The organism is Sphingomonas jinjuensis (assembly GCF_014197105.1).
Classification (GTDB): domain Bacteria; phylum Pseudomonadota; class Alphaproteobacteria; order Sphingomonadales; family Sphingomonadaceae; genus Sphingomonas; species Sphingomonas jinjuensis.
Genome location: NZ_JACIEV010000004.1, coordinates 119272 through 141202 on the forward strand (window position 1 = coordinate 119272; position 21931 = coordinate 141202).

The window sequence follows — 21931 nt, forward strand, 5'->3', positions numbered from 1 at the left end:
GACCGCTTGCAGGCAGGAGCGGCGCAGTAGAAGTAGAGCGGTCATGAACGCCGTTCGCAACCTCGTCATCCTCACCGGCGCCGGCATCTCTGCGGAGAGCGGGCTCGCCACCTTTCGCGGGCCCGGCGGGCTGTGGGAGGGGCACCGGGTTGAGGACGTGTGCACGCCCGAGGCGCTGGCGGCCGATCCCGAGCTGGTGCACCGCTTCTACGACGCGCGGCGTGAGGCCCTGGCGAGCGTCACGCCCAACGCGGCGCATCGGGCGCTGGCGCGGCTCGATACGACTTGGACGGGCGATCTGCTGATCGTCACCCAGAACGTCGACGACCTGCACGAGCGCGCGGGCGCGCGGCGGATGCTGCACATGCATGGTGAGTTGCTGTCGGCGCTGTGTGCGGCATGCGGGGCGCGCGTGCCCTGGAGCGGGTCGCTGCCGCCGGGAGCGCATTGCGATGCCTGCGGGGCGGCGGCGCTGCGGCCCGACATCGTGTTCTTCGGCGAAATGCCGTATGCGATGGAGCGGATCGAACAGGCCGTGGCGAGCGCGGACCTGTTCGTGTCGATCGGGACGTCGGGCGCGGTCTATCCGGCGGCGGGCTTCGTCCAGCTGGCACGGCACTATGGGGCGGAGACGCTGGAGTTGAACCTGGAGCGATCGGCGGGCAGCGACTGGTTCGAGGAGACGCGGCTGGGACCGGCGAGTGCGCTGGTGCCGGCGTGGGTCGACGAGATGCTCGGCTAGGCGAGCGCCCTCGCCATCACCGGGTCGGCGCCGCTCGCGATCGTGGCGGGGGTGCGGGGAATGGCGATGTCGGGGATGATGCCGGCGTCGGGCTGGGCCGTGCGCGGGAAGGTACCGATCAGCGGCAGATCCGCCTCCAGACCGGTGTTGGGCAGGCGGAAGAAGTAGAAGCAGCCGCCGTTGATGCCGCGGCGATTGCCGCCGGTCGGCTCGCCGATCAGCGTGCCGAGCCGCTCGCGCTGGATCATCTGCGCAAAGCCGAACGTGGCCGAGCTGTTCTGCGGGCCGACCAGCACTGACAGGCGGCCCGCGTAGCGGCGCCCTTTCGGCGCGATAACGGGCGCGTCATGGTCGGTGCCGGCGAGTTCCCAGAAGCGATCGTCGTAGCGCCTCGCCCCGACGCCGAGCCGATCGAAGCTGCGATCCCAAGTGTCACAATAGGGGCGCAGGGCATCGGGCAGCGTCTGGTAGCGGACGAGGCGGCGCGCCGGGTCCGCCACCAGCGGCCGCTCGATGATCCGCGCAACCAGGGCATCGCCGCAATCCAGGCCGCCTTCGTTGCGGCGGACGTCGACGATCAACCGAGGCACGCGGTCGGCGATCAGCCGGTCGACCTGCTGGTCGAGCCAGCCCTGCCAATCCCACTTGCTGTCGTAGAGCCCCCAGCTGTCCATCGTCAGCACCGCCGCATCGCCGCGGCGGTCGATCGACCAGATCGGGGCGTCGGCATGCTGGGCATCGGGCGCCGCCTGCTGCGTGCGGCGCTGGGCGAGCGTCACCGCCTCCACCCGCGCCGTGCGGCGGCGGCCATCGGGTGCGCGGACGTCGAGGGTGTAGCGGGTCGCGCCGCCGACGATCAGCGCATGGAAGACGTCGAAGCTTTCGTAGCCGTCCTCGCCCAGCACCGACATCAGCTGGCGACGCTTGGCGTCGTTGTGGCCGTCGGCGCGCGCGACCGGCATCAGCGCGGCGAGGATATCGGCGGCCGGGCGACCGTCGACGCCGAGGATCTCGCTGCCCGGTACGATACCGGTGGCGAAGGGATCGGCGGTGACGACCATGCGATCTCCGAGCCAGGTGAACTGGAGCGGGATCCGCGTCGGCGTATCGAACAGTGCCGCCTGCACCGCCTTCTTCTGGTTGTAGAAATTGGCATAGCTGTGCCCGCAGCGGATCGTTGCCAGGAATCGCGACAGCGCGACGTAGAAGGCCGCAAGCGTCAGCGGGCGCGACGCAGCGGCGGATAGCGCCGCGAAGCCGGCGTCGATCTGCGCGAACGTGTTGTAGCGGAGAAGACCGGGGTGAAGCGCCTCATAGCCCTGGCGCAGCAGACGGATATCGTCCTGCATCGCCGACACCGGCAGCATCGCCGACCCCACCGCCCCCCGCGCCGCCCCCGTCAGCAGCGCGGCCGAGGCGCCGCTCATCACCGTCCGGCGATTATATTCCCCCATCGCGCACCCCCTTTGGCCGGCCGCTACTCCACCCAGTCCAGCCCGATGTCGCGATACAGTTCGCGGTCCTCATCCCAGCCCGGCTTTACCTTGACGTGGAGATAGAGGTGGACCGGCTTGTCCATCAGCGCGGCGAGTTCGGTGCGGGCGCTTTCGCCGATGGTGCGGATGCGGCTGCCGCCCTTGCCGAGCACGATCGCGCGCTGGGTGGGGCGCTCGACCAGGATCTGCTGATGGATCTCGACCGAGCCATCGGGGCGATCCTTGTAGCTCTCGGTCTCGACCGCGCTGGCATAGGGCAGTTCCTCGTGGAGCTGCAGATAGAGCTGCTCGCGCGTCACCTCCGCCGCGAGCGCGCGTTCGGAGGCGTCGGACACCTGGTCCTCGGGATAGTGCCAGGGCCCTTCGGGCATCGCGGCGGCGAGCGCGTTCTTGAGCTGGGGCAGGCCGTCGCCGGTCGCGGCGCTGATGAACCAGGTTTCGGCGAAGGTGCAGACCTCGTTCAGCCGCTCGGCATGGAGCAGCAGCTTGGGCTTGTCGGCGAGATCGACCTTGTTGAGGACGAGATACTTGGGCTCGGGCCGGTCCTTCAGCCCTTCGACGATGTCGGTCACCTTGGGGCCGAGCCCGGCCTTGGCGTCGACGACGAGCATCAGGATGTCGGCGCCCTCGGTCCCGCCCCAGGCGGCGGCGACCATCGCGCGGTCGAGCCGGCGCTGCGGCGTGAAGATGCCGGGGGTGTCGACGAGCAGGATCTGGGCATGGTCCTGGATCGCGACGCCGAGCAGGCGGGTGCGCGTCGTCTGCGCCTTGGGACTGACGATCGCGACCTTTTGGCCGACGAGCGCATTGACGAGCGTCGACTTGCCCGCGTTGGGCGCGCCGACGACGGCGACGAGGCCGCAGTGCTGGGTGGTAGTTTCGGTCACGGCACCTCTTTGCGCCGGATGGGGGGAAGCGGGCAAGCTTTTGGAGACTGGCTGGCCTTGGTGGCTCTCACGGCGGTCCAGGAGTCATGGATTCCCACCTTCGCAGGAATGACGGGGAGCGCATCCCGCGCTACAGCCCTGCGCCATGACCATATTCGTTACCGGATCGAGCCGCGGAATCGGCGCGGCGATCGTCGACAGCCTGGGCGCCGCGGGCGTTCCCGTGCTGGGCCATGGCACCAGGAGCGGGATCGCCGCCGACTTCGCCGATCCCGATGCACCCGCGCGGGCGTGGGCGGAAGCGCTCGACCAGGCGGGGGGCGCGATCGACGTGCTCGTCAACAATGCCGGAATCTTCGAGGCCAATCCGCTCGATGGCGACGATGCCGCATGGAGCGAGGGCTGGGCGCGGACGATGCAGGTCAACCTGACTGCCTCGGCCGAGCTGTGCCGCCGCGCGGTACTGCACTGGCAGGAACGCGGGGTCGGCGGGCGGATCGTCAACGTCGCGAGCCGCGCCGCCTATCGCGGCGACAGCCCGGCGCACTGGCATTATGCCGCGTCGAAGGCGGGCATGGTGGCGATGACCAAGACGATCGCGCGCGGCTATGCGAGCGCCGGCATCCTCGCCTTCGCGGTGTGCCCGGGCTTCACCATGACCGGCATGGCGGACGACTATCTGGCGAGCCGCGGCGGCGACAAGCTGCTTGCCGACATCCCGCTGGGTCGCGTCGCCAGCCCCGAGGAGGTGGCGACCACCGTCCGCTTCCTCACGCTGGAGGCGCCGCCGTCGATGACGGGCGCGGTGATCGACGTGAACGGAGCGAGCTATGTCCGCTGATCCCGTCACCTGGAAGCTGACCCTGCCCTGCACCAAGGCGGAGGCCGAGGCGGTCGCGGCGTACGACGGCGAGATCGATGCGGTGCTCATCACCACCGAGGTCGACGAGGCGGCGGGCGAATGGCGGCTCGACGCCTATTTCGAGGGCGAGCCCGATGCCGCGACGCTCGGCCAGGTGCGCGAGCTGGCGGCCAGCGGCGGGTGGAGCACCGCCATGCCCGAACCGCTGTCGGACGAGGATTGGGTCGCGATCAGCCAGCAGGGGCTGGAGCCGATCCGCGAGGGGCGCTTCGTGGTGCATACCTCGGCGCACCCGGGCGACGCGCCCGACGGTGGTCGCGCGTTCCTGATCGATGCCGGCCAGGCGTTCGGTACGGGGCACCACGGCACGACGTCGGGGTGCCTCGCCATGCTCGACCGGCTGGCGGTAGAGGGTGAGCGGTTCGCCAACGTCATCGACCTCGGCACCGGAACGGGGCTGCTCGCCTTCGCCGCGCGGCACCTGTGGCCCGAGGCGCGCGTGGCGGCGACCGACATCGATCCGATCGCGATCGACGTGACGCGCGAGAATATGGCGTTCAACGACGTCGACCAGGTCGCACTGGTGGTCGCGGACGGCACGCGCGATCCCGCCATTGCCCAGAGCGCGCCTTATGACCTGGTCATCGCCAACATCCTGGCCGGACCGCTGATCGCGATGGCGCCCGAGGTGGCGGCGATCGCTGCGCCGGGCGCGACGATCGTGCTGGCGGGATTGCTGACCAATCAGGCGGAGAAGGTGGTCGACGCCTATGCCGCGCAGGGCGCCAGCGTGCGCGCGCGCAACGTGAGGGGGGACTGGACGATCCTGTGCCTGACCGCGGCGGCTGAGCGACGATCGGTGGGTACCGATGGCAGCGGGCGCGGAGATTGGGCGATCGACGCGTGACGTGATCGCTCCTCCCCCCGAGGGGGAGGGGGACCAGCGCAGCTGGCGGACGGGTATTTTCCGCGGGCGGTGCCGCTTGGGGAAGCTACCCCTCCACCACCGCTACGCGGCGGTTTCCCCTCCCCCTCCGGGGGAGGATTTGCTGGACCTTCGTGCGATCCCCCCGTTATCCCGGCGAACCGGGATGACGGGGCGCCATTACGCCTTGGCCAGCGCGTATTCCTGGGTGCCCGTCGTGATGACCTCGTCCCCCGGTTCGATCTTCGCCACGGGGATGTCCGGCTGGCGCTTAAGCTCCTCGTACAGCGGCGCGAAGTCGGTTTCGACGGTGGCGCGGAGGAGTTCGTCGAAGCTGGGGATGACGAAATAGTTCTGCTGGAAGTCGTCGATGCGATATTCCGTGCGCATCACGCGGGCGAGATCGAAGCCGAGGCGATTGGGCGACGGATCGTCGAGCGCGAAGCGGCTTTCGGCGGAGCTGGAGACGATGCCGGCACCATAGATGCGCAGCCCCTCCGGCTCCTGGATCAGGCCGAACTCGACGGTGTACCAATAGAGGCGCCCGAGATATTTCAGCGCATCGTGCTGCATCGCGCGCTGGCCGCCCTTGCCATAGGCCTCGAGATAGTCGGCGAAGACCGGGTCCGACAGCATCGGCACGTGGCCGAAGACGTCGTGGAAGACGTCGGGTTCCTGCAGATAGTCGAGCTGGTCGGGGCGGCGGATGAAGTTGCCCGCGACGAAGCGGCGGTTGGCCATGTGGTCGAAGAACACCTCGTCGGGAACGAGGCCGGGGACGGCGACGACCTGCCAGCCGGTCAGCCCCATCAGCCGGTCCGACAGCTCCTCGAAATCGGGGATGCCGGGCTTCGACAGCTTGAGCACGTCGAGTCCGCGCAGATAGGCGTCGGAGGCGCGGCCGGGCAGCAGCTTCGCCTGGCGGGCGAAGAGGGTGTCCCAGGTGGCGTGTTCCTCGGGCGTATAGCGATCCCAATGCTGGGGGATCGTCCAGTCGGCCGCGGCGCCGGGCGGCGGCGAGTCGAGAACATGGGTGTCGCTCATGGCGCGATCCTAGCATAGCGTGCGGGAATGGTTGAAACGCTCAAGCGCGGCGCCTGGTTCTCGACGGCGGTGGTGGCGGCGCTGCTGATGCTCCTGGCGCTCTACGGCATGGCGGGGATGATCGGCGGCGCGATCCCCGCGAACCGCGACTGGCGCGCGCCCGACCGGGGTGTCAGCGTTTGGGTGGAGTCGAACGGCGTCCACGTCGGCATCGTCGTTCCCAAGCGGGCAGGCGGCGTCGACTGGCGCGGCTTCGCATCGCCACGCGACCTCGGCGACCCACGCTTCGCGGGCTACGACCATCTGGCGATCGGTTGGGGCGAGCGCGACTTCTTCCTCGGCACGCCGACCTGGGCCGATGTGCGGCTGCCCACCGTGCTGGCCGCGGGCTATGGCAGCGACGCGACGCTGCTGCACGTCGAGCATGTGCCGCGCCCGCGCGAAGGCGGCGACGTGCGACGCGTCGTGCTGACGCCGGCCGAATATCGCCGGCTGGCGGCGGCGATCATGGCGAGCCGTGGCGCAGGGCCGGCGCGGCGCGGCTATGCGGCGAACGACGTCTTCTACCCGGCGCGCGGGCATTACAGCGCGGTGACGACGTGCAACGCCTGGGTCGGCTGGGTGCTGCGCTTCGCCGGAGTGCGGGTCGGCGCGTGGACGCCGTTTCCCGAGACGGTGCTGTGGTGGTTCTGACCCCGCGGGCGCCGAGCAAGGCGCTATGGGCGGCGGAACTGCCCCGCGCGGCGTGGATGGTCGCGACCTGGTGGCGGCATCGCGCGATGCTGGCGGCGGCGCCGCGGGGTGACGGGCGAGCGGTGATGGTGCTGCCGGGGCTGTTCAATTCAGACCGGTCGAACGCGGTGATGCGCGGGTTCCTGCGGCGGCTGGGCTATCGCGCCGAGGGCTGGGGCCTGGGCCGCAATCTGGGGGTGCAGACGGTGGGGGCCGACGCCGAGCGGCTGATCGCCAGGGTCGAGGCGCTGGCGGCGGAAGCCGGGCCCGTGACGCTGATCGGCGTGTCGCTGGGCGGGATCATGGCGCGGCTGGTGGCGCATCGCCGGCCCGATCTGGTCGCGCAGGTCGTCACCGTGTCGTCGCCCTTTGCCGGCAGCGGCAAGGCAACCAACGTGTGGCGGGCGTTCGAATGGATGACCGGCGAACGGCTCGACGATCCCGCGGTGGTCGCGCGCAGCGAAGCGATCGCGACGCCGCTACCCTGCCCCAGCGTGGCGATCTGGAGCCGATCCGATGGGCTGGTCGCGGGGGAAATCTGCCGCGACGGACATGGGGTGGCGGTGGAGGTGCGCAGTTCGCACCTGGGGGTGCAGCTGCGGCCCAAGGTGTTGGTGGCGGTGGCGGTGGCGGTGGCGGCCAGCCACCGCCCCTCGTCATCCTGAACTTGTTTCAGGATCTCTCGCGGCGGCGCGACACGGCGAGAGATGCTGAAACACGTTCAACATGACGGCCTTGAGTCTGAACCTAGTCCCGTCCCGCGCGGTAGCCGTCGTACTCGCCGCAGCCGTCAGGATCCTTGCGGCAGCGTTTTTCCCACTCGCGGCGTTCCTTGCCTTCGCGAGCTTCGGCTTTCCGCATCTTGCGACCATAGTTGCGGTCGGATTCCTCCTGGCTGGTCGTCGTCCAGTCGACGGCCTTGCCGACGACCTGGAACGGCGCCTTCACGATCGAGGTCGCGGTGCTGACGCAGCCGGTGAGCGCGACCAGCGGCAGGAGGAACAGGATACGCATTACTTAGGCCTCCGCGCCCGATTGCGGGCGGCGACCCCGATTGCGGGATAGTCGGTGAAGAAACCGTCGATGCCAAGCCCGAGAGCGGCCTCGATCTCGCCGGGCAGGTCGCCGTGCGCGTCGGGCCGATCGCCGCGTCGGAAGGACGCGCGCAGGAAGACGTTTTCGGCGCGATACGTCCAGGGGTGAACGCGCAGCCCGGCGGCATGGGCGTCGGCGACCAGCGTCGATGGCCCATCGCCATTCCACAGCTGCGCCTTGTCGGGGCCGATGCCGAAGGCGTAGCTCGCGACATCGGCGAGGCCGGCGGGGGTCAGCATCGCGGCATAGCTGGGGCTGGCGCCATCCGCCGGACCGCCCTCGCCCGCCATCAGCTGGATCAGGCGGATGCCGGTCATCGCGTGGATGCGCTTCAGGTTGGCGACCTCGAACGACTGGATGAAGACCGGGGCGTCGGCGGTCGACCAGCCGGCGGCGCGCAGCTCCTTGACCAGCGGCGCGTCGGTGGCGAGGCCGACGCTAGCGAAATAGGTCGGGTGCTTGGTTTCGGGATAGATGGCGACGTGGCGCCGCTTCGCCAGCGCGATGATCTCGGCCAGCGTCGGGATCGGATAGCGGCCGTCATAGGCGGTGTTGCCAGGGCGCAGCCTGGGCAGGCGTTCCTTCGCACGCAGCGTCTTCAGCTCGGCGAGGGTGAAATCCTCGGTAAACCAGCCGGTCAGCGTCTGGCCGTCGATCGTCTTCGTCGTCCGCCGCGCAGCGAATTCGGGATGGGCGGCGACGTCGGTGGTTTCGGAAATCTCGTTTTCGTGGCGGGCGACGAGGACGCCGTCCTTCGTGGGCACCAGATCGGGCTCGATGACGTCGGCGCCCTCGTCGATCGCCAGCTCATAGGCGGCGAGCGTATGCTCGGGCCGCTCGCCGCTGGCGCCGCGGTGGGCGATGACGATCGGCGGCGAAAGTGGCTGTGACATGGCGCTTTCCTGCCCGAGCGGCGTTGCGTAGGCCAGTAGTAGAACGACGAACATAGAACCTCCCCGGCACGGGGAGGGGGACCATGCGCCAGCATGGTGGAGGGGTAGCCCCAGGCACTGGACCTATTGGGCTGCCCCTCCACCACTCGCCTTCGGCGAGCGGTCCCCCTCCCCGTTCCGAGGAGGTATAGGAAGGAAATGCGACATGGCGGAGAATGACTCGGTGCTGGCCGCCGCGCAGGCATGGCGGGGGGCGTCGATGGCGATCGCGACGGTCGTGTCGACCTGGGGATCGGCGCCGCGGCCAAAGGGCAGCCATATGCTCGTCCACCAGGACGGCCGGTTCGAAGGATCGGTGTCGGGCGGCTGCGTCGAGAGCGACATCATGGAAACTGCGCGACAGGTGATCGACGGCGCAGCCTTCAGCGTGAAGAGCTATGGCGTCGCCGATGCTGCCGCCTGGGAAGTCGGTCTGCCGTGCGGCGGCGAGATCGAGGTGATGGTGCAGCCGGTCAGCGCGGAAGGCTTCGACCCCGAGCTGTTCGACCGCATCGCCGAGGCACGCGCGAACGGCGACGCGCTGACCGTCCACACCGACCTTGCAACCGGCCATTCCGACCTGCGCCCGGCGGAGACGGGGGCGGCGTTCGTCAACCGCTACGACCCGCCGCGGCGGCTGATCGTCGTCGGCGCGGTACAGATCGCGCAGGCGCTGGTGCGGCTGGCCGATGCGCTGGGCATCGAGACGGTGGTGGTCGATCCGCGCGCACGCTTCCTGACCGAGGAACGTTTCCCCGGCGCGACCCTCGACGATCGCTGGCCCGACGAGGCGATCGAAGCGCTGAAGCCCGGTCCGTCGACTGCGATCGTGACGCTGAGCCACGACATCAAGATCGACGATCCGGCGCTGATTGCGGCGCTGGCGTCGAAGGCGCGCTATGTCGGTGCGCTCGGCAGCCGGCGCAGCCATGCGGCGCGGCGGGAGCGTCTGGCCGAATCGGGCGTTTCTCCCGCCGACATCGACCGGATCGATGCGCCGGTCGGGATCGACATCGGCGCCATCGGGCCATCGGAGATCGCGCTGTCGATCGCGGCGGCGATGGTGGGAGCCTTTCATGATCGTGCCTGAGAACACCGTCCTCGTCCTCCTCGCCGCCGGCCGGTCCGAACGGTTCGGCAATGTCGGCAGCAAGCTGGAGGAGGAATTCCTCGGCCGGCCGCTCGGCTATCATGTGGCGGTCGCGCTGGAGGCGGTGCCGTTCATGGCGCGGGTCGCGATCGTCGACGGCGGGCGGCTCGACTATACCCGCTACGGCTTCACCCATGTCCACAACGACGATCCCGCGCGCGGCATGTCGCAGTCGGTGCGGCTGGGCGTGACCGAGACGATGCGCCTCGGCGCGGCGGCGGTGGTGATCGCGCTCGCCGACATGCCGCGCGTCACCGCGACGCACATCTACCATCTGTTCGATGCCGCGACGGGCGAGGACAGCGTGGTCGCGTCGAGCGACGGGAAGGATACCAAGCCGCCGGTGCTGTTCGGGCGCGCGCAGTTCGAGGCGCTACTGACGCTGGAGGGCGATGCCGGCGCGCGCGACATGGTGAAGCGCGGGCGGCATGTCGTGACCAACCCGGCCGAATTGATCGATGTCGACACGCGCGAGGAGCTGGAGCAGCTGCGCGAGCTGGTCCATGCCCCAGAGGCGCTTACTCGTGCCGGAGCGCGTCGATTGGGTTGAGCGCCGCCGCGCGCCGCGCGGGGAAATAGCCGAAGACGACGCCGATCAGCGCCGAGATGCCGAAGGCGAGCAGGTTGATCTCGGGCACGAACAGGAACGGCAAGCCGCCGAGCGCCGACAGCGCGCCGATCGCGAGCTGCGCCACTACAAGTCCGATGACACCGCCGAGCATCGACAGCGCCACCGCCTCCACCAGGAATTGAGTCAGCACCTCGCTGGCGACCGCACCGATCGCGAGGCGGATGCCGATCTCGCGCGTCCGCTCGGTCACCGAGACGAGCATGATGTTCATGATGCCGATACCGCCGACGACCAGGCTGATCCCCGCGACCGCGGTGACGATCCGCGTCAGCAGCGTCGTCGTGCTCGAGAGCGTGTCGCTGATCTGCTTGGTGTCGAAGATGAAGAAATTGTCGTCTTGCCCCGGTTGCAGGTGACGCAGCTGGCGCAGCAGGCTGGTGAGCGACGCCTGGACCTGGGTGGTGTCATAGGCCTGGTCGACGCCGACGAGGATCGCGGCGAGCTTGTCGTCGCCGGTCAGGCGGCGCTGTACGGTCTTCATCGGCATTAGGACGACATCGTCCTGGTCGCCGCCGAACCCCGCCTGGCCCCGCATGCTGAGCGCGCCGATGACGTTGCACGAAATGTCGGCGACGCGGATGCGCTGGCCGATCGCAGCATTGGGGTCACCGCCGGGGAAGAGGTTCTTGAGCACGGTATTGCCGAGGATGCACACCGCCTTGCCCGCCTGCTCCTCGTCGGGCGAGAAGTCGCGGCCGGCGGTCAGCGGCCATGCCTGGACGGTGAAATAGGCGTTGGTGGTGCCGTAGATGCTCGTCGACCAGTTGGCGCCGGCGTAGATCGCGGTGCCGCTGCGCTGGACCGCAGGGGCGACCGCGGTGACGCCGGTGATCTGCTGGCGGATCGGGCGGAGGTAATCGTCGGTCAGCGGCGGCGGCGGCGGCCCGCCACCCCCGCGGCCGAAGCCCTGGCCGGGGCGGATCTGGAGGATGTTGCTGCCGAGCGACGAGATGTTCTTCTGCACCTGCGCCGTCGTCGCCTTGCCCAGCGTCACCATGGTGACGACCGCGGCGACGCCGATAATGATGCCGAGCGTCGTCAGGAACGAGCGCAGCAGGTGGCGGCGGATCGACCGCAGCGCGAGGATGAGGGTGGTGCCGAGCATGACTTACTTGAGCCCCTCCCCTTTAGGGGAGGGGTTGGGGTGGGGCAGTCGCCAAACGGCGCGAAGGGGGAGAGTTCGCGCGACATCCAGAATGTGCTCACGAACACCCTCTACGTTCGTCATGACATCGGTGTGCGTCACTCGGACCGTGGTGAATCCATGGGCGGCCATAATGGCGTCGCGCTGCGAATCTGCTTCGTGATCGTGCGTGTGACCGTCGACCTCGACGATCAGGCCGAGGGTCGGGCAAAAGAAGTCCACGATACGCATGCCGAGCACCGCTTGGCGTCGGAATTCGAAGCCGCCGAGCTGACTGTTCGTCCGGCCGCGCCAAAGGCGCTTTTCAGGTTCGGGCGGTTCTCGGCGCATCTGGTGCGCACGAGCTGCCAGCCGGGTCCCCCACCCCAACCCCTCCCCTGAAGGGGAGGGGCTTGCACGTGTCTCCACCATCACAGCGCCACCTCTTCGCCCTGACGGTGCTGGTTCTCGATGCGCTCGACCAGGCCGTCCTTGAAGTGGACCACGGTGCGGGCGAAGGCGGCCATGTCGGGTTCGTGGGTGACCATCAGCACGGTGATGCCGCTGGCGCGGTTGAGGTCGGTGAGCAGTTCCATGATCTCGACCGAGCGTTCGGAATCGAGGTTGCCGGTCGGCTCGTCCGCCAGCAGCACGTCGGGCTGGGTAACGATCGCGCGGGCGATGGCGACACGCTGCTGCTGGCCGCCCGACAGCTCGGCGGGGGTATGGTCCCACCATTGGTCGAGGCCGACCTTTTCGAGCGCCGCCATCGCGGTCGCGCGGCGGGCCTTCTTCTCGTCGCCGCGATAGAGCAGCGGCAGTTCGACATTCTCGAGCGCGCTGGTGCGGCTCAAGAGGTTGAAGCCCTGGAACACGAAGCCAAGGTACTTGCGGCGGAGCAAGGCCCGCTGATCGCGATCGAGCGCCTCGACATGGATGCCGCGGAACAGGAATTCGCCCGCGCTGGGGACGTCGAGGCAGCCGAGGATGTTCATCGTCGTCGATTTGCCCGACCCCGACGGGCCCATCACCGCGACGAAATCGCCGGCGGCGATGTCGAGGTCGACGCCCTTCAGCGCCTGGAACTGGGTGGCGCCGGTGCCGTAGGTCTTGGTGACGTTGCGTAGGGAGATGAGGGGGTCAGGCATGTGGCCCTCCCCCGTCGTTTCCAGCCACCCCTTCGTCATTCCCGCGTAGGCGGGAATACGGCGACACGGCGGTGGCGTCGCCTTCGAGAGGGCAGCCAGTATGGATCCCCGCCTTCGCGGGGATGACGGAAGGGGTGTGGGGAGGCTGAGGATTACTGGCCACCGGCCCCGCCCCCGCCGCGACGGCCGCCGCCACCGCTACCGCCACCCGCGCCGCCGGCACCGCCGCTGCGACGTCCGCCGCCGCTGCTGCCGTCGCCGCTCGCGAGCTGGCCGGTGATGACCTCCTGCCCCGGCTTCAGGTCGCCGCCGAGCACCTCGGTCATCGTGCCGTTGGTGTCGCCGGTCTGGACCTGGACGGCCTGCGGCGTGCCGTCGGCGCCCTTGACGTAGACCGTCTGGGTGCCACCGCGGCCGACCGTCGCCGAGCGTTCGCGCTGCTGGCCGCGGCGCGGGCGGAAGGTGAGCGAGCCGGCGATGCCGCCGCCGCTGTCGGCCTTGTCGCCGCTCGCTGGCTTGAAGCGAAGCGCCGCATTGGGGACGAGCAGCACGTTCTGCTTGTCCGACGTCACGATGTCGGCGGTCGCAGTCATGCCCGGGCGCAGCTCAAGCGTCGGATTGCTGACGGTCAGGTCGGCGGCATAGGACACCACCTGGCCGGTCGTCGTGCTTGTCGTGGTGCTGCTGCTCGACGAGGTCGCCGAGCTGACCGTCAGGTTGGAGCCGAGATCGACGCGGCTGATCGTCGCGGGGAAGGTCTTGCCGGGAAAGGCGTCGACGGTGAAGCTCGCCTTCTGCCCGCTCTTGACGGTGCCGACATCGGCCTCGTCGATCGCGACTTCCAGCTTCATCTTCGACAGGTCCTCGGCGATTACGAACAGCGTCGGCGTGTTGAACGAGGCGGCGACGGTCTGGCCGGGATCGACCTGGCGCGCGAGGACGACGCCGTTGACGGGCGAGCGGATGATCGCGCGCTGGCGCTGCGTCTGGCTCTGAGCGAGAAGGGCCTGCGAGGCGGCGACATTGGCCTGCGCAGTCTTCAACGCCGCGATCGCGCGCTGGTAATCGGCGCGGCCGGTCTGAAGCTCGGTGCCCGAGGGGACGCGGCCGTTCGACAGCTTGTAGACGTTCTCCAGCCGGGCGAGCTGCGCCTGGGCCTCGGCGACGGTGGCACGCGCCTGGTTCACCTGCGCCTGGTTGGCGGCGATCTGTGCCTGTTGCTGACGGATCTGGTCGTCGATCTGCTGCGGATCGATCAGCGCGAGCGGCTGGCCGGCGGTGACGCGATCGTTGACGTCGACCACCACCTTGGTGACGAGGCCCGACAGCTGCGAGCCGACGGTGACCTGGTTGGTCGGCGCTAACTTGCCCGTCGCCGACACGCTGACGGTCAGGTTGCCGCGATCGACCTTGGCGGTGGCATATTCGGTCGCCTTGCTGCCGGCGAAACACTTGGCGAGCAACAGGCACAGCAGCACGACGCCAAGCACGACGAGCCCCCATTTGACCCAGCGGCGCCACGCCGGCTGCGGCTTCACGCCGAGGAAGTCGTCGAGTGCGGGATCGGCCATCAGCGGTTCTCGGGTAGGGGAGCGGTGGTCGGGACGGTGGCGCCGGGCGGCGGCGCGGTCGGGACGGTGGTCGCGTCCCACCCGCCGCCGAGCGCGACATAGAGCTGAACGAGCGCGGTCGCCTGATCGGCGCGCGCCTGGGCGATGCCGTTGGTGGCGGAGAGCAGCGCGGTCTCCTGCTGGCTGAGCGTCAGGAAGTCGGCGAGGCCGCTGCGATATTGCAGCCGGCTGAGCAGCGCGGAACTGTTGGCGGCGTCATAGGCCTGCTGGAACGCGACTTCGCGGCGCTGCGCCGAATCGAGCGCGACGATCGCATTCTCGATATCCTCCAGCGCGTTGAGCACGGTGCCGCGATAGGCGGCGAAGGCGGCGTCGGTCGCCGCCTCCTGCGCGCGGACCTGGCTGCGCAGGCGGCCGCCGTTGAAGATCGCCTGGGTCAGCCCGGCGAACAGGCTGCCGGTGATGGCGTCGCCCAGACTGCCGATCGCGCTGGCGTTGGTGTTGATCGCGCCGCTGATCGCGAGCGCCGGATAGAGCCGCGCCTTGGCGACGCCGATCTGCGCGGTGGCGGCGGCGAGGCTGCGTTCGGCGGAGCGGACGTCGGGACGCTGGCGCAGCGTGTCGGCGGGGATGCCGACGCCGACGCTGCGCGGCCCGGTGGGGATCGGCGCCACCGCCTCAATCTGTGGCTTGATCGCGCCGGGCGCCTGGCCGGTGAGGACGCCGATGCGCGAGACGGCGGCGTTGTACTGCTGCTCGATCTGCGGGATCGTCGCGGCGGTCTGCGCGCGCTGGCTGCGCGCCTGTTCGGCGTCAAGGCTGGAAACGAGGCCGGCCTGGACGCGGAAGCCGGCGATTTCGAGATTGTCGTCCTGGATGCGCAGCGAGCCGCGGGCGTTGGCGAGCTGCGCCTGATAGAGCCGGGCGAGGACGTAGTTGCGTGCCACCTCGCTCTCGACCGACAGCAGCACGGTGGCATAGTCGAAGCCCGACGCCTCGTACTGCGCGCGGCTCGCCTCGACGGTGCGGCGGATCTCGCCGAACAGACCGACCTGGTAGCTGGCGGACAGGCCGAGCGTGTAGCTGTTGCTGCCGCCGCCGCCGGTGTCGACGACGGTGCCGTCGGGCAGCGTGAACGAGCGGCCGCCGCCGCGCAGGTTCTCGTTGCGCTGATAGCCGGTCGATCCGCTGACGGTGGGCAGCAAGCTCGACCGGCTCTGCACCAGCGCCTCGCGCGCCTGGCGCAACCGCGCAACCGCCTGGGCGACATCGGTGTTGGCGGTGCGCGATTGTTCGACCAGGCGGCTGAGCAGCGGGTCGTTGAAGCGCGTCCACCAGGCGGTGAGGTCTTCCGCGGTGGGCGCCGCGGTGACCGAATAGGCGTCGGGCACACCAAGCGTGGCGGGGCTCGCCGGCTTGTAGTTCGGACCTACGGTGCAGCCCGCGAGCGCGGCGGACGTGAGGAGGACGGCAATTCGACGCATCTGGCGACAGGTGTGACCAGCCCACCGCGCGGCGTCCAGTGTGTTTATGTCGCGATTTGTCGCAGGGGGTTTGCTCCCCGCCCTTCCCCCCTGTCCACCAGCGCCATCCTGGACTCGGTTCAGGATCTCTTGGCGAGGAAGCACGTCCTCGCAAGGAGATGCTGAAACAAGTTCAGCATGACGGTCCTGGAGGGCGGCTACTCCAGCTCCAGGATCACCTGATCGACCGCCAGGCTCTCGCCCGCCTTGGCCTCGACCGACTTGACCGTGCCCGATTTCGCGGCGCGCAGGATATTCTCCATTTTCATCGCCTCGACCACCGCGAGCGGCTGGCCGGCCTCGACCTTGTCGCCGGCCGCCACATCGAGGCGGACGAGAAGTCCCGGCATCGGCGCCAGCAGGAAACGCGACAGGTCGGGCGGCACCTTCTCGATCAGATGCTGCGCATAGGCGGCGGCGCGCGCGGGCAGGACGCGGATCTTGTGCGCGGCGCCGCGCGTCGTCAGGCGGAAGCCGCTGGCGATCGTTTCGATGCGCACGGACAGCGGCATGCCGTCGACCTCGGCGTCGATCAGCCGATCGCCCGGCGTGTATTCGAGCATCAGGTCGAGCGGCTGGCCGTCGACCATCACCTCGTCCTGCGCCAGCGTCACGGCGTGGTCGGTGCCGTCGATCCGCACCGTCCAGTCGTCGGGCGGCGGCAGGCGGCGACCGAGCTGGCCGTCGATGCGGCGCGCGCGATCGGCCTGCGCGGTGGCGGCGAAGGCGGCGATGCCGGCGAGCGCGCGCTTGAGCTCGTCCGACGCGGGGGCGCCGTGGAACCCGTCGGGATATTCCTCGGCGATGAAGCCCGTGGTGATGGTGCCGCTGCGAAAGCGCGGGTGCTGCATCAGCGCGGAGAGGAAGTCGATGTTGTTGCCGACGCCCTCGATCTCGAACGCGTCGAGCGCGGCGATCTGCGCGTCGATCGCCGCCTCGCGCGTCGGCGCCCAGGTGACGAGCTTGGCGATCATCGGGTCGTAGAACATCGACACTTCGCCACCCTCGGCGACGCCGTCGTCGACGCGGGTACGTGGTTCGTCTCCACCGTTCGTGCTGAGCGAAGTCGAAGCACCTGTCCCACGCATGTAGCCCGACCCATGTCCCTCGACTTCGCTCGGGACTAACGGCTGTTGGTGGGATGCCGCTTGCGGAGCATTGTAACGCACCAATCGCCCGATGCTGGGCAGGAAGCCGCGGTAGGGATCCTCGGCGTAGACGCGGTTCTCCACCGCCCAGCCGTTGATCCTCACATCGGCCTGGCCGAACGCCAGTTTCTCGCCCGCGGCGACGCGGATCATCTGTTCGACGAGGTCGAGGCCGGTTATCTCCTCGGTCACGGGATGCTCGACCTGGAGCCGGGTGTTCATCTCGAGGAAGTAGAAGCCGTCGCCGGTGGTGTCGGCGCCCGACACGATCAGCTCGACGGTGCCCGCGCTGTAATAGCCGACCGCGCGGGCGAGCGCGACTGCCTGCTCGCCCATCTTGCGGCGCATGTCGGGCGTGACGAAGGGCGACGGCGCTTCCTCGGCCACCTTCTGGTGGCGGCGCTGGATCGAGCATTCGCGTTCGTTGAGATAGACGATGTTGCCGTGCTGGTCGCCGAGCACCTGGATCTCGATGTGGCGCGGGCTTTCGATGAATTTCTCGATGAAGACACGGTCGTCGCCGAAGCTGGCGAGGCCTTCGCGCTTGGTCGCCTCGAAGCCTTCGCGCACGTCCTGCTCACTATAGGCGAGGCGCATGCCCTTGCCGCCGCCGCCGGCCGACGCCTTCATCATCACCGGATAGCCGATGTCGGTCGCGATCCGCACCGCCTCGTCGGTGTCGGCGATCTCGCCCAAATAGCCGGGAACGACGTTGACGCCGGCCTGCTTCGCCAGCTTCTTCGATTCGATCTTGTCGCCCATCGCGGCGATCGCGTTCGGCGGCGGGCCGACGAAGGCGATGCCGGCCTCCGCGCACGCCTTAGCGAAGCTCTCTCGCTCCGACAGGAAGCCGTAACCGGGGTGGATGCAGTCGGCGCCGGTTTCCTTGGCGGCGAGCAGGATCAGCTCGGCCTTGAGATAGCTCTCGGCCGCGGGTGCCGGCCCGAGGCGAACCGCCTCGTCTGCCATGAGGACGTGCGGCGCGCGCGCGTCGGCGTCGGAATAGACCGCGACGGTCTTCAGCCCCATGCGCTTGGCGGTGCGGAACACCCGGCAAGCGATCTCGCCGCGATTGGCGACCAGGATTTTCTTGAACATCAATGCGTCCTCGGGGCGGGCGCGCCACGCAGCAGGCCCTCGGTGCTCAGGTCTTCGTCGATTTCGGGCCAGTGGATGCCGTAGCCGCCCCCCGCGCGCTCCCATGCCGAACGCTGCTCAGCGGTCGCGTGCAGCAATCGGGGATACCAGGCGAGCGGTGCCGCAATCGTTCGGCCGTCCATCAGGTCGACGATCAGACTGGCATCGTCGAAACGGACGTCGAGCACTCGCTCGTCGGTCACCCTAGCCGAAATATTCATGCCCCGCCTCCAACAGCTGCTCGCGGTGTTCGCTCACCAATGCGACGATTCCACCAATTTCGTGCGCACGGAAACCTCGGCTCTTGGCTACCTCGACGGGCTCCAGCCAGATCTTAATCGTCGCTTCACTCCGGTCGACATGGACGTGCGGCGGTTCGTTCGGCTCGTGACTGTAGAAGTAAAAGCGGAACGGACCGATCCGCATGATCGTCGGCATTACTCCGCCGCCTCGCTCAGCCGACACTCGGCCGCCATCGCGCGCAACCCCAGCTTCGCGAACAGCGCATCGTCCTTGTCGTCGCCGGCGTTGGCGGCGGTCAGGAGCTTGTCGCCGGTGAAGATCGAGTTGGCGCCCGCCAGGAAGCACAGCGCCTGCGTCGCCTCCGACATGCTCTCGCGACCGGCGGAGAGGCGGACCATGCTCTCGGGCATGGTGATGCGTGCGACGGCGATGGTGCGGACGAATTCGATGTCGTCGATCCTCGCCATCGGCGTGTCGGCCAGCATGTCGCCGAGCACCGTGCCCTTGACCGGCACCAGCGCATTGATCGGGACCGAGCCGGGATGCTCGGGCAGCGTCGCGAGGGCATGGACGAAGCTGACGCGATCCTCGCGCGTCTCGCCCATGCCGACGATGCCGCCGCTACACACGTTGATGCCCGCCGACCGCACCGCGTCGAGCGTGTCGAGCCGTTCCTGAAAACTGCGCGTCGTGATGACGTCGCCGTACCGCTCGGGCGAAGTGTCGATGTTGTGGTTGTAGTAGTCGAGCCCGGCGTCGGCGAGACGTTTGGCCTGCTGCGGCTCGAGCATGCCCAGCGTCATGCAGGTTTCCAGCCCCATGGCACGCACGCCCTCGACCATCGCGATCACCGCGGGCATGTCGCGCTCCTTAGGGTTGCGCCAGGCCGCGCCCATGCAGAAACGGGTCGAGCCCGCGTCCTTCGCCTGCGCCGCCGCCTGGAGCACGGCGCGCACGTCCATCAGCTTGGTCGCCTTCACCCCGCTGTCGGCGCTGACCGATTGCGAGCAATAGCCGCAATCCTCCGGACAACCGCCGGTCTTGATGCTGAGCAGCGTCGAACGCTGCACCGCGCCGGCATCGTGGTGGGCGCGGTGCACCTCGGCGGCGCGGAACACCAGTTCGGTGAAGGGCAGGTCGAACAGCGCGGCGATCTCGTCGCGGGTCCAGTCGGTACGGGTCATTCGGCGGCTTCGCTTTCGGGGGGCATGTTGTGGCCGAGGAGGCGCAGCACTTCCTCGGCGGCGGCGATCAGGTTGGTGCCGGGGCCGAAGATCGCCTGGACGCCGGCATCGCGCAGCGCCTGGTAATCCTGCGCGGGGATGACGCCGCCGGCGATGACCTTGATGTCGGGGCGTCCAGCGTCCTTCAGATGGCCGATCAGTTCGGGGATCAGCGTCTTGTGGCCGGCGGCGAGGCTGGAGGCGCCGACGACGTCGACGTCGCGTTCCAGCGCCAGCGTCGCCGCCTCTTGGGGCGTCTGGAACAGCGGGCCGGGAACGATCTCGAAACCAAGGTCGGCGAACATCGACGAGACGAGGTTGGCGCCGCGATCATGACCGTCCTGGCCCATCTTGGCGACGAGCATGCGAGGGCGGCGGCCGAGGCGGCGTTCGGTGGCCTCGACGCCGCGCGTCAGCCGATCCCAGCGCGCGTCGCCGTCATAGGCGCCGCCATAGATGCCGCTCACTGGAGTCGGCTGGGTGCCGTAGCGGCCGAAGGCGACCTCCATCGCGGCGGAGATTTCGCCGAGGGTCGCGCGGGCGCGGGCACACTCGACGGCGAGGGCGAGGAGGTTGGTGTTCTCCGATCCTCCCCCAGCTTGCTGGGGGAGGGGGACCGCCGCCGAAGGCGGTGGTGGAGGGGCAGAGGCAGCACCCGCCGTCTGCGACGGCGCCCCTCCACCACTCGGCTGTGCCGAGCGGTCCCCCTCCCCGAGCGACGCTCGGGGAGGAACTTGGGCGGCACCCTCGCGCAGCGCAGCCAGCGCCTCCTGGCATTTCGCCTCGTCGCGGGTCGCCTTAACCTGGTTGATGCGGCGGATCTGCGCCTCGCGGACGGCGTGGTTGTCGACGTCGAGGATGTCGATCGGATCCTCGTCCTTCAACCGATACTTGTTCACCCCGACGATGACGTCCTCGGCGCGGTCGACGCGGGCCTGGCGGGCGGCGGCGGCTTCCTCGATCATCGCCTTGGGCCAGCCCTTGGCGACCGCGACGGCCATGCCACCCTCGGCATCGACGCGCTCGATGATCTCCCACGCCTTGTCGACCAGCTGCTGGGTCAGGCTTTCGATATAGTAGCTGCCGCCCAGCGGATCGACGACCTTGGTCATCCCGGTCTCTTCCTGGATGACGATCTGGGTGTTGCGCGCGATGCGGGCAGAAAAGTCGGTGGGGAGCGCGATCGCCTCGTCGAGCGCGTTGGTGTGGAGCGACTGGGTGCCGCCGAGCATCGCCGCCATCGCCTCGATCGTGGTGCGGATGACGTTGTTGTAGGGGTCCTGCTCCTGAAGCGACACGCCCGACGTCTGGCAATGGGTGCGCAGCATCTTCGAGCGCTCGTCCTTGGCGCCCAGATCGGTCATCACCCGATGCCACAACGTCCGCGCGGCGCGCAGCTTGGCGATCTCCATGAAGAAGTTCATGCCGATCGCGAAGAAGAACGACAGCCGGCCCGCGAACTTGTCGATGTCGAGTCCGGTCGCCATCGCCGCGCGCGCATATTCCTTGCCGTCGGCGATGGTGAAGGCAAGCTCCTGGACCTGCGTCGCGCCGGCTTCCTGCATGTGATAGCCGGAGATAGAGATGCTGTTGAACTTCGGCATGTTGGCCGAGGTGTAGGCGATGATGTCCGCGATGATCCGCATCGAGGGTTCCGGCGGATAGATATAGGTGTTGCGGACCATGAACTCCTTCAGGATGTCGTTCTGGATCGTGCCGTCCAACTTCGCCTGAGGGACGCCCTGTTCCTCGCCCGCGACGATGAAGAAGGCGAGGATCGGGATTACCGCGCCGTTCATCGTCATGCTGACCGACATCTCGTCGAGCGGAATACCGTCGAACAGGATCTTCATGTCCTCGACGCTGTCGATCGCGACCCCCGCCTTGCCGACGTCGCCGACCACGCGCGGATGGTCGCTGTCGTAGCCGCGATGGGTAGCGAGGTCGAAGGCGACCGACAGCCCCTTCTGCCCCGCCGCCAGGTTGCGGCGATAGAAGGCGTTCGATTCCTCGGCGGTCGAGAAGCCAGCGTATTGGCGGATCGTCCAGGGGCGGCCCGCATACATCGATGCGCGCACGCCGCGGGTGAAGGGCGCGAAGCCGGGTAGGCCGGGATCGGTGACGACGTCGTCGGCGGTATAGAGCGGCTTGACCGCGATCCCCTCGGGCGTCTCCCAGGTCAGGTCGCGGCCCTTGACCTCCCTGACCGCCGCCGCCTGCCAGTCGGCAAGCGTCGGCTGCGCCTTGGGCTCGGGCAAGTCGCGCGGGGCGGGCGTGCTGCCCGCGTCCTCGCCGGTGTTGGTTTCGATATCCGCCATC

Annotated in this window: 22 protein-coding genes; 7 read left to right on the forward strand and 15 right to left on the reverse strand. The window is 68.9% G+C overall.

Going from position 1 to position 21931, the window contains the following annotated elements:
* The first annotated feature begins 43 nt into the window (after positions 1-43).
* Positions 44-742 (forward strand): NAD-dependent deacylase, encoded by a 699-nt coding sequence (locus GGQ80_RS08170; RefSeq protein WP_183983610.1) that lies wholly within the window; start codon positions 44-46, stop codon positions 740-742.
* On the opposite strand, the gene GGQ80_RS08175 is transcribed toward GGQ80_RS08170, so the two are convergent.
* Together GGQ80_RS08175 and era are read right to left on the reverse strand one after the other, a co-directional pair.
* A complete protein-coding gene (locus GGQ80_RS08175) occupies positions 739-2196 on the reverse strand; it encodes a S41 family peptidase (RefSeq protein WP_221364274.1) in 1458 nt (485 codons plus the stop codon). The genes GGQ80_RS08170 and GGQ80_RS08175 overlap by 4 nt on opposite strands.
* Positions 2197-2219: 23 nt before the next feature.
* The gene (era, locus tag GGQ80_RS08180; protein ID WP_183983612.1) at positions 2220-3125 is read right to left on the reverse strand and encodes a GTPase Era; all 906 of its coding nucleotides are present in this window, start codon (positions 3123-3125) and stop codon (positions 2220-2222) included.
* 145 nt (positions 3126-3270) lie between these two features.
* Between era and GGQ80_RS08185 the strand changes: the two genes are divergently transcribed.
* Together GGQ80_RS08185 and GGQ80_RS08190 are read left to right on the forward strand one after the other, a co-directional pair.
* A complete protein-coding gene (locus tag GGQ80_RS08185) occupies positions 3271-3966 on the forward strand; it encodes an SDR family NAD(P)-dependent oxidoreductase (protein WP_183983614.1) in 696 nt (231 codons plus the stop codon).
* Positions 3956-4894: a 50S ribosomal protein L11 methyltransferase gene (locus GGQ80_RS08190; RefSeq protein WP_183983616.1), complete on the forward strand. Its 939-nt coding sequence runs from the start codon at positions 3956-3958 to the stop codon at positions 4892-4894. The genes GGQ80_RS08185 and GGQ80_RS08190 overlap by 11 nt, the downstream gene beginning before the upstream one ends.
* 198 nt (positions 4895-5092) lie before the next feature.
* Here the strand turns inward: GGQ80_RS08190 and phhA are convergent, their stop codons facing one another.
* On the reverse strand, positions 5093-5956 hold the full coding sequence (gene phhA / locus GGQ80_RS08195) for a phenylalanine 4-monooxygenase (RefSeq protein ID WP_183983618.1): 864 nt from the start codon (positions 5954-5956) through the stop codon (positions 5093-5095).
* Between the two features lie 27 nt (positions 5957-5983).
* On the opposite strand from phhA, the gene GGQ80_RS08200 reads away from it, so the two are divergent.
* Positions 5984-6649 carry a DUF2459 domain-containing protein gene (locus GGQ80_RS08200; RefSeq protein WP_246346956.1) on the forward strand — a complete coding sequence of 222 codons (666 nt, stop codon included), beginning with the start codon at positions 5984-5986 and terminating at the stop codon, positions 6647-6649.
* Positions 6640-7353: an esterase/lipase family protein gene (locus tag GGQ80_RS08205; protein WP_343050951.1), complete on the forward strand. Its 714-nt coding sequence runs from the start codon at positions 6640-6642 to the stop codon at positions 7351-7353. Before GGQ80_RS08200 ends, GGQ80_RS08205 begins: the two co-directional genes overlap by 10 nt.
* An 82-nt stretch (positions 7354-7435) precedes the next feature.
* Here the strand turns inward: GGQ80_RS08205 and GGQ80_RS08210 are convergent, their stop codons facing one another.
* Together GGQ80_RS08210 and GGQ80_RS08215 are read right to left on the reverse strand one after the other, a co-directional pair.
* Positions 7436-7702: a hypothetical protein gene (locus GGQ80_RS08210; RefSeq protein WP_183983620.1), complete on the reverse strand. Its 267-nt coding sequence runs from the start codon at positions 7700-7702 to the stop codon at positions 7436-7438.
* The gene (locus GGQ80_RS08215) at positions 7702-8676 is read right to left on the reverse strand and encodes a glycerophosphodiester phosphodiesterase (protein ID WP_246346957.1); all 975 of its coding nucleotides are present in this window, start codon (positions 8674-8676) and stop codon (positions 7702-7704) included. The genes GGQ80_RS08210 and GGQ80_RS08215 overlap by 1 nt, the downstream gene beginning before the upstream one ends.
* A gap of 205 nt (positions 8677-8881) precedes the next feature.
* Between GGQ80_RS08215 and GGQ80_RS08220 the strand changes: the two genes are divergently transcribed.
* Together GGQ80_RS08220 and GGQ80_RS08225 are read left to right on the forward strand one after the other, a co-directional pair.
* Positions 8882-9805, forward strand: coding sequence for an XdhC family protein (locus GGQ80_RS08220; RefSeq protein ID WP_183983624.1), 924 nt, complete (start codon positions 8882-8884; stop codon positions 9803-9805).
* Positions 9792-10415, forward strand: coding sequence for a nucleotidyltransferase family protein (locus tag GGQ80_RS08225; RefSeq protein ID WP_183983626.1), 624 nt, complete (start codon positions 9792-9794; stop codon positions 10413-10415). Before GGQ80_RS08220 ends, GGQ80_RS08225 begins: the two co-directional genes overlap by 14 nt.
* Here GGQ80_RS08225 and GGQ80_RS08230 read toward each other — a convergent pair.
* The 10 genes from GGQ80_RS08230 to scpA all read right to left on the reverse strand — a co-directional run bounded on the left by GGQ80_RS08230 (position 10384) and on the right by scpA (position 21930).
* The gene (locus GGQ80_RS08230; RefSeq protein ID WP_183983628.1) at positions 10384-11601 is read right to left on the reverse strand and encodes an ABC transporter permease; all 1218 of its coding nucleotides are present in this window, start codon (positions 11599-11601) and stop codon (positions 10384-10386) included. The two genes, GGQ80_RS08225 and GGQ80_RS08230, sit on opposite strands and share 32 nt — an antisense overlap.
* Before the next feature lie 3 nt (positions 11602-11604).
* Positions 11605-12051, reverse strand: a complete 447-nt coding sequence (locus tag GGQ80_RS08235) for a DUF559 domain-containing protein (protein ID WP_183983630.1) — start codon at positions 12049-12051, stop codon at positions 11605-11607.
* The gene (locus GGQ80_RS08240) at positions 12051-12767 is read right to left on the reverse strand and encodes an ABC transporter ATP-binding protein (protein ID WP_183983632.1); all 717 of its coding nucleotides are present in this window, start codon (positions 12765-12767) and stop codon (positions 12051-12053) included. The genes GGQ80_RS08235 and GGQ80_RS08240 overlap by 1 nt, the downstream gene beginning before the upstream one ends.
* A gap of 152 nt (positions 12768-12919) precedes the next feature.
* Positions 12920-14338 carry an efflux RND transporter periplasmic adaptor subunit gene (locus tag GGQ80_RS08245; RefSeq protein WP_183983634.1) on the reverse strand — a complete coding sequence of 473 codons (1419 nt, stop codon included), beginning with the start codon at positions 14336-14338 and terminating at the stop codon, positions 12920-12922.
* Complete coding sequence (locus tag GGQ80_RS08250; protein WP_183983636.1) at positions 14338-15822, reverse strand: efflux transporter outer membrane subunit; 1485 nt, start codon at positions 15820-15822, stop codon at positions 14338-14340. The genes GGQ80_RS08245 and GGQ80_RS08250 overlap by 1 nt, the downstream gene beginning before the upstream one ends.
* 197 nt (positions 15823-16019) lie before the next feature.
* Complete coding sequence (locus GGQ80_RS08255) at positions 16020-18107, reverse strand: acetyl-CoA carboxylase biotin carboxylase subunit (protein WP_183983638.1); 2088 nt, start codon at positions 18105-18107, stop codon at positions 16020-16022.
* The gene (locus GGQ80_RS08260; protein WP_425506032.1) at positions 18107-18349 is read right to left on the reverse strand and encodes a DUF2442 domain-containing protein; all 243 of its coding nucleotides are present in this window, start codon (positions 18347-18349) and stop codon (positions 18107-18109) included. Before GGQ80_RS08260 ends, GGQ80_RS08255 begins: the two co-directional genes overlap by 1 nt.
* Position 18350: 1 nt before the next feature.
* Positions 18351-18584, reverse strand: coding sequence for a DUF4160 domain-containing protein (locus GGQ80_RS08265; RefSeq protein WP_183983642.1), 234 nt, complete (start codon positions 18582-18584; stop codon positions 18351-18353).
* Positions 18584-19573: a biotin synthase BioB gene (gene bioB, locus GGQ80_RS08270; RefSeq protein WP_183983644.1), complete on the reverse strand. Its 990-nt coding sequence runs from the start codon at positions 19571-19573 to the stop codon at positions 18584-18586. Before bioB ends, GGQ80_RS08265 begins: the two co-directional genes overlap by 1 nt.
* Entirely contained in the window at positions 19570-21930 is a 2361-nt protein-coding gene (gene scpA / locus GGQ80_RS08275; protein ID WP_246346960.1) for a methylmalonyl-CoA mutase, read from the reverse strand. The genes bioB and scpA overlap by 4 nt, the downstream gene beginning before the upstream one ends.
* Position 21931 lies beyond the last annotated feature (1 nt).

Excerpts from the sequence above, each read along its gene's own strand:
- phhA (WP_183983618.1), bottom strand. The coding sequence starts at position 5,956 with ATGAGCGACACCCATGTTCTCGACTCGCCGCCGCCCGGCGCCGCGGCC.
- GGQ80_RS08220 (WP_183983624.1), top strand. The coding sequence starts at position 8,882 with ATGGCGGAGAATGACTCGGTGCTGGCCGCCGCGCAGGCATGGCGGGGG.
- GGQ80_RS08210 (WP_183983620.1), bottom strand. The coding sequence starts at position 7,702 with ATGCGTATCCTGTTCCTCCTGCCGCTGGTCGCGCTCACCGGCTGCGTC.
- GGQ80_RS08200 (WP_246346956.1), top strand. The coding sequence starts at position 5,984 with ATGGTTGAAACGCTCAAGCGCGGCGCCTGGTTCTCGACGGCGGTGGTG.
- GGQ80_RS08170 (WP_183983610.1), top strand. The coding sequence starts at position 44 with ATGAACGCCGTTCGCAACCTCGTCATCCTCACCGGCGCCGGCATCTCT.
- GGQ80_RS08265 (WP_183983642.1), bottom strand. The coding sequence starts at position 18,584 with ATGCCGACGATCATGCGGATCGGTCCGTTCCGCTTTTACTTCTACAGT.
- GGQ80_RS08190 (WP_183983616.1), top strand. The coding sequence starts at position 3,956 with ATGTCCGCTGATCCCGTCACCTGGAAGCTGACCCTGCCCTGCACCAAG.
- GGQ80_RS08225 (WP_183983626.1), top strand. The coding sequence starts at position 9,792 with ATGATCGTGCCTGAGAACACCGTCCTCGTCCTCCTCGCCGCCGGCCGG.
- GGQ80_RS08250 (WP_183983636.1), bottom strand. The coding sequence starts at position 15,822 with ATGCGTCGAATTGCCGTCCTCCTCACGTCCGCCGCGCTCGCGGGCTGC.
- GGQ80_RS08255 (WP_183983638.1), bottom strand. The coding sequence starts at position 18,107 with ATGTTCAAGAAAATCCTGGTCGCCAATCGCGGCGAGATCGCTTGCCGG.
- bioB (WP_183983644.1), bottom strand. The coding sequence starts at position 19,573 with ATGACCCGTACCGACTGGACCCGCGACGAGATCGCCGCGCTGTTCGAC.
- scpA (WP_246346960.1), bottom strand. The coding sequence starts at position 21,930 with ATGGCGGATATCGAAACCAACACCGGCGAGGACGCGGGCAGCACGCCC.
- GGQ80_RS08230 (WP_183983628.1), bottom strand. The coding sequence starts at position 11,601 with ATGCTCGGCACCACCCTCATCCTCGCGCTGCGGTCGATCCGCCGCCAC.
- GGQ80_RS08235 (WP_183983630.1), bottom strand. The coding sequence starts at position 12,051 with ATGGTGGAGACACGTGCAAGCCCCTCCCCTTCAGGGGAGGGGTTGGGG.
- GGQ80_RS08245 (WP_183983634.1), bottom strand. The coding sequence starts at position 14,338 with ATGGCCGATCCCGCACTCGACGACTTCCTCGGCGTGAAGCCGCAGCCG.
- GGQ80_RS08175 (WP_221364274.1), bottom strand. The coding sequence starts at position 2,196 with ATGGGGGAATATAATCGCCGGACGGTGATGAGCGGCGCCTCGGCCGCG.
- GGQ80_RS08185 (WP_183983614.1), top strand. The coding sequence starts at position 3,271 with ATGACCATATTCGTTACCGGATCGAGCCGCGGAATCGGCGCGGCGATC.
- GGQ80_RS08215 (WP_246346957.1), bottom strand. The coding sequence starts at position 8,676 with ATGTCACAGCCACTTTCGCCGCCGATCGTCATCGCCCACCGCGGCGCC.
- GGQ80_RS08240 (WP_183983632.1), bottom strand. The coding sequence starts at position 12,767 with ATGCCTGACCCCCTCATCTCCCTACGCAACGTCACCAAGACCTACGGC.